Annotated in this window: 7 protein-coding genes, 1 tRNA gene and 1 pseudogene; 5 read left to right on the top strand and 4 right to left on the bottom strand. The window is 69.5% G+C overall.

What is annotated here, in order from left to right; translation table 11 throughout:
- Positions 1–488: 488 nt before the first annotated feature.
- A complete protein-coding gene (locus IEZ11_RS43035) occupies positions 489–1,535 on the top strand; it encodes a hypothetical protein (protein WP_189268523.1) in 1,047 nt (348 codons plus the stop codon).
- A gap of 15 nt (positions 1,536–1,550) precedes the next feature.
- Here the strand turns inward: IEZ11_RS43035 and IEZ11_RS51495 are convergent.
- Positions 1,551–1,882 (bottom strand): annotated as a pseudogene (locus IEZ11_RS51495) (carbohydrate binding domain-containing protein); the annotation flags it as partial.
- Complete coding sequence (locus IEZ11_RS51490; protein ID WP_229713705.1) at positions 1,879–2,205, bottom strand: hypothetical protein; 327 nt, start codon at positions 2,203–2,205, stop codon at positions 1,879–1,881. The pseudogene IEZ11_RS51495 and the gene IEZ11_RS51490, both read right to left, overlap by 4 nt.
- Before the next feature lie 676 nt (positions 2,206–2,881).
- Between IEZ11_RS51490 and IEZ11_RS43020 the strand changes: the two genes are divergently transcribed.
- A complete protein-coding gene (locus IEZ11_RS43020; RefSeq protein WP_189268522.1) occupies positions 2,882–3,601 on the top strand; it encodes a hypothetical protein in 720 nt (239 codons plus the stop codon).
- Positions 3,602–4,843: 1,242 nt separating this feature from the next.
- Here IEZ11_RS43020 and kilB read toward each other — a convergent pair.
- A complete protein-coding gene (gene kilB, locus IEZ11_RS43015; protein ID WP_189268521.1) occupies positions 4,844–5,311 on the bottom strand; it encodes a plasmid transfer protein KilB in 468 nt (155 codons plus the stop codon).
- 223 nt (positions 5,312–5,534) lie between these two features.
- Positions 5,535–5,606: transfer RNA gene (locus tag IEZ11_RS43010), tRNA-Arg, on the bottom strand.
- A gap of 152 nt (positions 5,607–5,758) precedes the next feature.
- Here IEZ11_RS43010 and IEZ11_RS43005 point away from each other — a divergent pair.
- From IEZ11_RS43005 to lysA, 3 genes are all read left to right on the top strand, one after another.
- A complete protein-coding gene (locus IEZ11_RS43005; RefSeq protein WP_189268520.1) occupies positions 5,759–6,226 on the top strand; it encodes a response regulator in 468 nt (155 codons plus the stop codon).
- Positions 6,227–6,556: 330 nt separating this feature from the next.
- On the top strand, positions 6,557–7,534 hold the full coding sequence (gene nrtL, locus IEZ11_RS43000; protein WP_189268519.1) for an ArgS-related anticodon-binding protein NrtL: 978 nt from the start codon (positions 6,557–6,559) through the stop codon (positions 7,532–7,534).
- Between the two features lie 20 nt (positions 7,535–7,554).
- Positions 7,555–8,946, top strand: coding sequence for a diaminopimelate decarboxylase (gene lysA / locus IEZ11_RS42995; RefSeq protein WP_189268518.1), 1,392 nt, complete (start codon positions 7,555–7,557; stop codon positions 8,944–8,946).
- Positions 8,947–8,984 lie beyond the last annotated feature (38 nt).

Genomic DNA, 8,984 nt, shown 5'->3' with positions numbered 1-8,984 from the left:
GAAGCCCGGCTCCAGCGGCTCGATCACGAACCGGGAACGGAACTCGTCGACGACCTCTTCGGTCAGGGACGGACGCTGAGCAATCAGCACGGGGTGTTGCCTCCAGAGGTTTGGCGCCCGCTATGTGACGCCGTAGACACCATGAAGGGTACGGGCGATACGAGCGTTTGGGCTTCTGAAGAGGCCGAACCGCCGGACTTCCGGCTCGCCGAGGGCCTCGGACCAGCCTTCCGCCCGCGGTCCTCGCACGTCCGTACGGCTCCCGCGTACGGCTTCCACGTAAGGCCCGCGACCACGCACAACACGGCATCCGGCCAGGCCGATACGCCCCGGCACGGAACTCGGCCATCGCTGTCGAAGGGCCTGTCGGAGCAGGCCTATAGAGTCCCGCCCGAAACCCACACGTGACGCATGACTCATGACTCATGACTCATGACGCGTGACTCATGACGCGTGACTTGATACCCGTGACTGGAGAGGGAGTTCCGTTGGCAAGAACCACGCCACCCCGGCCCGTGGACATCGCGTCCGTGTTCCCGGAACTGGCGCCGCTGGCACGGCAGACGGTGCGCCTTCACCCACGCCCCGGTGAGCCGACGGCCCACGAGAGCTCCGTCGGCGGCCCGCTGCTGTGGCCGGCCGACGAGGAGTGGCCGGTCTGCGCGAAGGAGCACCACCACTACGGCGTCCTCCCGGTCTCCCTGGACGACGTCCGCCGCAGCAGGGCGCTGCTCGAAGCAGCCTGGCTGCGTCCTCGCGCTCCTCACGAGAACCTCCTCGATCCCGGCCAAGAGGCATACCTCGACGAACTCCAGACAGGACATCCACCACACCCCGCGCCGAACGCGCTGCTCCCCGTCGCCCAGCTCTACCTGCGCGACATACCCGGGCTTGCCGGCCCCGGGGGAACGGACCTGCTGCAGGTGCTGTGGTGCCCCCTGGACCACGACGAGGGGCTGCCGGCGGCCCACCTCGTCTGGCGGGACTCCAGGAGCGTCGACAGCGTCGACAAGCTGCTCGCCGATCCGCCGGAACCGGCCGACGTGGACCATTACGGCAGCTACGTTCCCGAGCCGTGCGTGCTCCACCCCGAGGTCGTGACCGAGTACCCCGCGCCCCACGAGCTGCCTGAGGAACTCGCGGAACGTCTGTACGAGTGGGGACGCCGACAGTGGGCCGAGCAGGACCCGGACGATGAGTCCGGCCCCGGCGGCGCCTACTACCAGTACGAGCACTCCGTCGCGCCGGGATGGAAAGTCGGCGGCTGGGGCCCGTGGAGCTTCTGCGACCCCTGGCCCATGCACTGTGAAGTCTGCGAGGCCGCCTACCGGCCGCTGCTCACCGTGAGCTCCGGAGAATGGGACGGCGGGAGCGGCAGCTGGATCCCCCTCGAAGACCAGGAGGGGCCCTCGGCACCCGTCGGGCTGCGCAAGCCGGAGGACCCGCCGATGGTGGGGATCGGCCGCGGATACAACATGCAGATCTACATCTGCCCCACGTCCTTCGACCACCCGCACCTTGAGAACATGCAGTGAGCCCGCGGTGACCCTCCAGCCGTGCACGTAGATCGTCGCGCTGGTCTGAGAGGCGCCCGTGGTGAAGGAGACGGTCAGTGGGCTGTACCTGGAGGGTGACGTGACCCAGGTGGACGCGCCGCCGTCCACACCCAGGTAGACGTGGGAGCCGCGGACCCAGCCGCTGAGTGAGTAGGTGGTGTCCGGCCGTACCACGACGGTCTGGTCGCACTGCGCGGTGTCTCCCGAACTCACCTTCCGCTGAAGAGCTTTGGAACCGGCGTGCACGGGCCAGGAGACGATCGCCCCCGCGTCGCCGGCGCAGCTCCAGGGCGAGGACCGCCCGACTCGAAGCCGGGGTTGCTCAAACGCCGACCGCCCCGACCGCGCTGGATGCGGCCGACGCGCGCGCCGAGGGAACGGCCGGGTCGGCCTGGGAGCCCTGGGTGTCCTGGGTGTCCTGGGTGTCCTGGGCAGGTCTGGTGATCAGGAGAGAGCAGCCGAAGCCGACTACCGCCGCCGCGGCGACCCCGATGACCACGGCCGCCCCTTCGTGCCCCCGATAGTCCTGGTCCTGGCGTATGTCGTCGAGCAACTGGGCCAGCGCGTCGGTGTTCCGTATGCGCACCACGCGAATGGGCTCCAGCGTGGTGAGATCGTTCGGTGCCCCGGACGCGGACGGTGTGGGCACGGTGCTCCCCTTGCATCCCGTGACATGGACCGGAACTGCCCCTCCGGAGTCCATACGCAACACCGCACCGGAGGTTCAGCGACCCACGCGCCCCGGGAAGGCGACCCAGACGTACCGGAGGCGGTGCACGGTGGTGTGCAACGTGCTTCAGCGCACCGTCGATTGGGAATACCTGCCCGTCGAGCTGCGTCCGGCGTGGGCGGGTGAAACGGGCCGTGCAGGAAGTGGACCACCGCGTGGTGGTCAACCCTCGGCAGGAGCGGGAGCCGACGACCGCGCTCACGTACGTGGGTGGCTACGACCGGGCGAGCGGTTGACGGCTGCGGGCAAGCGCGCATAGTTCCGATCCCGTCTCCGATGGTGCGTCTGCTCCGGGAGCACCTCAAGGAGGAGCCCCACTTCACGGAAGGCCGCCAGAACATGACCGACGGACGGAGGCCCCGGACCGCGAGAGGTTCGGCTTGGCTGGTGGCCCGGAAGGCTCAGGTCTCGAACTCTGGTGCATACAGTGGAAGTTAGGGAAGAAAAGGAGCCCGATCCGGGCACGTGATCATAGGATCCACGCATGCCGAGACGGGTTGGAAGTTCGACAGGGGCACAAGGCGGGGCGCGGCCCGTGCGCCTGGGGCCCTTGGAAAGCAGGTGGGAGCGGCCTGCGGCCGGAGTGGCCGGGAGCATGTTCGCCGGGGCCGGAGTGGTCGCGGTCTTCGTCTCGGAGAACCAGGCGGGCAGCGTCACCCTGGTCGTGATCGGAGCCCTGTTTCTCCTGATGGCCGTCAGCGGCCGCACCATCGAGAGCGTGCGAATCGGCGACTGGGAGTTCACGATGTCGGAACTGCGCAGGCAGGCGGCCGAACAAGCCCATTCCGGGCTGACCGACCAGGCCCAGGCCCTGTTGAACGTCCTCAAGAGACTCGACCCCGCGGCAGACCGTGACCCGGCGGTTCACGCCGTGGAGATCACCGTCTTCGAGAACCGGGTCCTCGATGCCGTCGAGACCGCACGCGCCGAGGGCGAGCAGGTGGAACGCCACCCCGACAGCGGGCTGGGCGAACCGCTCGCCGTCCTCGTGGCGCAGCCCGACGGTGTCAGAATCGGCACCTTCGCCGCATACGCCCCGGACGACTCCGGCCACATTTCGGCGACGTCTTCGGACAGCTTCGTACGACGGGCGCGAGAGGTGGACTGCGCCGCCTACCTCTTCGTCAACGGCACACTCCACCAAGATGACCTCGCTCGCCTGGCCGAGGGCATTCAGCGGGACAGCGGCCGGCCCGTGGGCGTCGAGACCTGGACGTCGACGACCCAGCCCGCCCCTCTACGCCCCGCCATCGACGGTCTGCTCGCCCGGGTTCGCGGCCCGCAGGACGAGAGGGTGACGATCCCAGGCCAGTGATCGAGTGCCGGTCGCGCACCACGGCCACCTGGAATGTGAACGAGCGTTGAGATCGTGCTCACCCGCTACGGGAGGTTTCTCGACGGACGGCAGCACATAGCCGACCGGCGTATCGACGACCTGCTCCGCGAGCACGAGTGCGCGTGTATCAGGAGCGTCAGGTGGCGGCACTGGCGTCGCTGTCAGGGGTGCTGACTGCCGAGCGGGTCGAGCGGGTGTACGGCTTTGCCCGCCATCAACGAGCTTGGAGCCAGGCCTGACCCAGTGGGTCTCAGCGAGGTGCCGGCTTTCTGTCGGGATCTGTGGGTGGCGGCCACGGAGTGACCACCGTCCGCGAGGGATGACGTGGGATGACCTGTCAGTGCCGTCTCCTGCACTCCGCTCTTGAACAGGCAGTTGAATGGACAGGGGACGCGGATGAGCGGCGACGAATGAGCCCGCACGGGTCCGTACCAGCGTGATCTGGCGGCCGCGTTCCAGCAGGCCCAGGAAGCCGAGCCGGCGCGGCAGGAGTACATCTTCACCGGCGGCACGGGAACCGTGCTGGACTTCCCTCTCATGATCGAGGCCAAGGACACCGACGACGGTCCGTTCATACGGCCGCCGGCCGATAGCGAGGTGCGTGCGTGGGCACCTCACGGCCGGCCCGCCTACGAGGAGTGGGCCGCCGCTCTGGACTCCGGACGGTTGGAGTTCCCCGGCCGCAGCCAAGGGAACTGCACCGTCCGCTACCGCGACGGTGAGCCCTCACAGATCGGCTACGGGGGAGTCACCTCCGACGAGCGGGAATCCCGTACCGCTTTGCGACGCGGCCTCCCGCGCTCGTCCTGGGCCACGTCGCCTTACAGGACCACGCGAGACAGCCGCGACTCTCGCCGCCTCAGTCATTTTCCCAGGTCAACCCAGCTGTTGGGACAGCCGGGCAGCTAGGACACCCGGTTGCGGGTGGTTGTCGGCTGAGACGGGGTGACCGCGCTCACGTACATGGGTGGCCACGACCGGTCGAGCGGGGCAACGTCATCGCGGCGTCCTCGTACTTCCGTCCGTGGAAGCAAGCCCGGAGCCTGACCTTCCCATCCGAACAGGTCGCGTCCGTCCCGACGGCGCGCCGTACGACCTGCAGCACGGAGGTGAACGACCGGATCCTGAAGGGGCTGGGGGGGAGGAGGGCGAGACCGAGGCCTGAAGGAGCCGCACATCACGCACGCGGAAGCCCCGGAGAGATCCGGGGCTTCCGTGTTGCTATCGCACGTCGGAAGCCGCCAGTTTCACGAAGTCTTCCAAGGCGTCCCGTGCCTGTGCGCCCACCGCGCTCAGTTCTGTCTTGTCAGCTGCCGAGTGGACCTGGTCCGTCACCGTGTAGGCGTGTCGTGCCGCACTCACGACTTCGTGGCTGCTTGCTATGAGCTGGACTCGGAACAGCGCATGGAGGGCAATCCCTCGAAGGCGGTACGCCTCGACGCGCGCTTCGAAGCGGGCGGGACTGTCCGGGTCCTCGTTCTTGCGGTGCCAGCGGTCTTGTTGGCCTCGCCTGAACTCGGTCACGGCGCCGGCGAAATCGCTGTACACGGACATGCGCTCGGACCGGAGCTGTTGCTGAGTGGCGAAGAGCTGGTCATTGGCGGCCGATCGGCGCTGGAACAGATGCGTCATGGCGACGCCGAGCAGGGTCCCGAGGACTGCGATCAGGGTTGAGAGAAGACCGGACATGGCGAGCAGAACATCACAAGATCGTGTGTGCGCCCAGATGCGGTGTCATCGCCGGACGCCCGAGAGCGGCGCTGACCTGCCAGAAGGCCCGCCAAGATCATTACGTCGTCATTACGTGATCACTGTCATGAGGCCGCATCGAGCCGCACCCGCCTGCACAAACAACAAGACCCCGCACCCAGCAAGCGCGCTGGTGGCGGGGTCTTTAGGCACCTCATCAAGGTGCCCCCGGCAGGATTCGAACCTGCGCACACGGCTCCGGAGGCCGTTGCTCTATCCCCTGAGCTACGGGGGCGTCTGGCGTTGAGCTGTTGCTCGCGGCGACGGGTAGAACACTACCAGCTCGGTCGGGGTGATCAGGAACGGGTTTCCGGGGGTGCTCCTCCGCAGGGGGCGGAAGTCGGGAAAACCCGGACGCGGTGGCCGGTCCGGACCTACTCTCGACTTGTGCCAGGGGCGTCGGGCCGGGTGCTTGTTGTCGATGACAACAAGGTCATCCGCCAGCTGATCAGGGTCAATCTCGAACTGGAGGGTATCGAGGTCGTGACCGCGGCCGACGGTGCCGAGTGTCTGGATGTCGTTCATCGGGTGCGCCCCGACGTGATCACTCTCGACGTCGTGATGCCCCGGCTCGACGGGCTGCGGACGGCCGCCCAGCTCCGTGCCGACCCCCGGACCCATGACCTTCCCCTCGCCATCGTCAGTGCCTGTACGCAGTACGAGGTCGAGACCGGTCTGGACGTCGGCGTGGACGCGTTTCTCGCCAAGCCCTTCGAGCCCGCCGAACTCGTGCAGCTGGTACGGGAGTTGATCGGCCGACGGCGGGGCGGTGCGGCGGAGGGTGAGGGCGGGAGTGTCGGTGACGATGTCCGTTTCTCGGGGGAGCGGGCCGGGGGGAACCCCGTCTGTCCGTGAGCGAGCCGTGAGCCGTGAGAGGTGAGCCGTGAGTGATCGCGTGAGCAATCCCGTGAGTGATCGCGCGGGGTGGCGGCGTGAGTCGGCTGGGGAGACGGGGCTGGTGGGTGATCGTGCGGGATTGTGGGGGATCGTGCGGGCTGATGGGGCCAGGCGATGGGCGCTGATGGGGTCAGTCGGTGGGGGCGGCTGATCGGTTCGGCTGGTGGGGTCGGCTGGTGGGGGCGGCTGATCGGGTCAGGGGGTTCCGGTCGGGGCGTTCGTCCATATCTCGGAATCGGGGCCAATCCGGCTCGCCTACCCACCCCCCTCCTCCCCTACGCTTGTCCCGTGACCCCCGTCGAGCTCTCCCGTACCGTGCTGCGCGCGGTGCGTCGTGCCGTGGACGAGGGGGAGCTCAGTGTGAGCGTGCCGGAGCGGGTCGTGGTGACGCCGCCGGGGCCCGGCGGCCGCGGGGACTACGCCACCAACATCGCGTTGCAGCTCGCCCGGCCCGCCGGCCAGCCGCCGCTGCGGGTCGCCGAGATCCTCGTGCCGCGCCTCGCGGAGTGCGCGGGCGTCGAGGACGTCGTGGTGACCGGGCCCGGGTTTCTCAACATCTCCCTCAGCGCCGGGACCTCGCCGACCGCCACCCTGGTCGCGGAGATCCGCCGGCTCGGAGGCGGCTACGGCCACGGCGACGCCCTCGCCGGGCAGGTCGTCGCGCTGCGGGTGCCGTACGACGTCCGGGCCGAGGTCGTCGCCGACGCGGTGGTGCGGATCGTCGCGACGCAGGGCGGCCGCGGTGAGGTCGAGCACGGGGAACCCGTCAGTCTGCGGCCCGTCCCGGCGCCGGAGGACCCGGCCCCGCTCGGGCCCGACGCCGCCCAGTGGGCGCTGCTGCATCCGGCCGCGCACGACCGGCCCAGGATCACCGCCGACCATCTCGTGCAGCGGGAGAGCAATCCGCTGTTCCGGGTGCGGTACGCGCATGCCCGGGTGCGGGCCGTCGGGCGGGGGGCAGGGCGGCTCGGGTTCGGTGCCGTGCCCGGCGAGGTTCCCGACGCTCCGGGCGGTCTGGTCGCCGCCCTCGCCGACTATCCGCGCATCCTCGCCGGCGCGGCCGTCCACCGTGGCCCCGACCGGCTCGCCCGGCACCTCGTCATCGTCGCCGACGCCGTTCTGCCGTTCCTGCCGACCGTGCTGCCGCGCGGCGACGAGAAACCCTCGGTCGCCCACCGTGCCCGGCTCGCCCTCGCCGAAGCCGCCGGGACGGTGCTGGTCGGCGGCCTGTCCCTGCTCGGCATCGACGCACCCGACCACCTCTGACAGAGAGCGCCAGAAGAGCAATGAGCCGTTCCGCACACCCCGCCGGGCCCCGGCACGCAGACGTCCTGCCGGAGGGCCACTACGCCGCCCCGCCCACCGACCTCAACGCCCTCGACCCGAAGGTGTGGGCCCAGACCGTCACCCGTGACACCGACGGGGTCGTCACCGTCGGCGGTGTCGACGTGAAGACCCTCGCCGCGGAGTTCGGCACCCCCGCCTACGTCCTCGACGAGACCGACTTCCGGGCCCGGGCGCGCGCCTGGCGCACCGCCTTCGGGCCGGACGCCGACGTGTTCTACGCCGGCAAGGCGTTCCTGTCGCGGGCCGTCGTGCGCTGGCTGCACGAGGAGGGGCTCAATCTCGATGTGTGCTCCGGGGGCGAGCTGGTGACCGCCCTGTCCGCCGGGATGCCCGCCGACCGCATCGCCTTCCACGGCAACAACAAGTCGGAGGGGGAGATCCGCAGGGCCGTCGAGGCCGGTGTGGGGCGGATCGTGCTCGACTCGTTCCAGGAGATCGTGCGGGTCGCGCACATCGCGCAGGAGCTCGGCACCCGGCAGCGCGTGCAGATCCGGATCACCGTGGGGGTGGAAGCGCACACCCACGAGTTCATCGCCACCGCCCACGAGGACCAGAAGTTCGGGATTCCGCTGGCGGGCGGGCAGGCCGCGGAGGCCGTGCGACGGGCCCTTCAGCTCGACGGTCTTGAGGTCATCGGCATCCACTCGCACATCGGGTCGCAGATCTTCGACATGTCCGGGTTCGAGGTCGCCGCGCACCGGGTGGTCGGGCTGCTGAAGGACATCCGGGACGAGCACGGGGTCGAGCTGCCCGAGATCGATCTGGGGGGCGGGCTCGGGATCGCGTACACGAGCGACGACGATCCGCGTGAGCCGCACGAGATCGCCAAGGCGCTGACCGAGATCGTGACGCGGGAGTGCGAGGCCGCCCGGCTGCGGACCCCCCGGATCTCCGTGGAGCCCGGGCGGGCCGTCGTCGGGCCGACCGCCTTCACGCTGTACGAGGTCGGCACCATCAAGCCCCTGGACGGGCTGCGCACCTATGTGTCGGTCGACGGGGGCATGTCGGACAACATCCGCACCGCACTGTACGACGCCGAGTACAGCGTCGCCCTGGTGTCGCGGACGAGCGATGCCGAGCCGATGCTCGCCCGCGTCGTCGGCAAGCACTGCGAGAGCGGGGACATCGTGGTGAAGGACGCGTTCCTGCCGGGCGATCTGGCCCCCGGTGACCTCATCGCCGTACCGGCCACCGGCGCCTACTGCCGTTCCATGGCCAGCAACTACAACCACGTGCTCAGGCCGCCCGTCGTCGCCGTGCGCGACGGCGCGGCCCGGGTGATCGTGCGCCGGGAGACGGAGGAGGACCTCCTCCGTCTCGACGTGGGGTGACCCGGATGGAAGATCTCCTGTCTGCCATCCTCACAGAA

The sequence above is a fragment of the Streptomyces fuscichromogenes genome (assembly GCF_014645815.1).
Taxonomy (GTDB): Bacteria; Actinomycetota; Actinomycetes; order Streptomycetales; family Streptomycetaceae; genus Streptomyces; species Streptomyces fuscichromogenes.
Note: the sequence above shows the minus strand (reverse complement) of the source record. Positions and strands in the feature narration are given on the sequence as shown.

Coding starts and splice junctions, on each gene's coding strand:
- IEZ11_RS43020 (WP_189268522.1), top strand. CDS start 2,882: ATGTTCGCCGGGGCCGGAGTGGTCGCGGTCTTCGTCTCGGAGAACCAG.
- kilB (WP_189268521.1), bottom strand. CDS start 5,311: ATGTCCGGTCTTCTCTCAACCCTGATCGCAGTCCTCGGGACCCTGCTC.
- lysA (WP_189268518.1), top strand. CDS start 7,555: ATGAGCCGTTCCGCACACCCCGCCGGGCCCCGGCACGCAGACGTCCTG.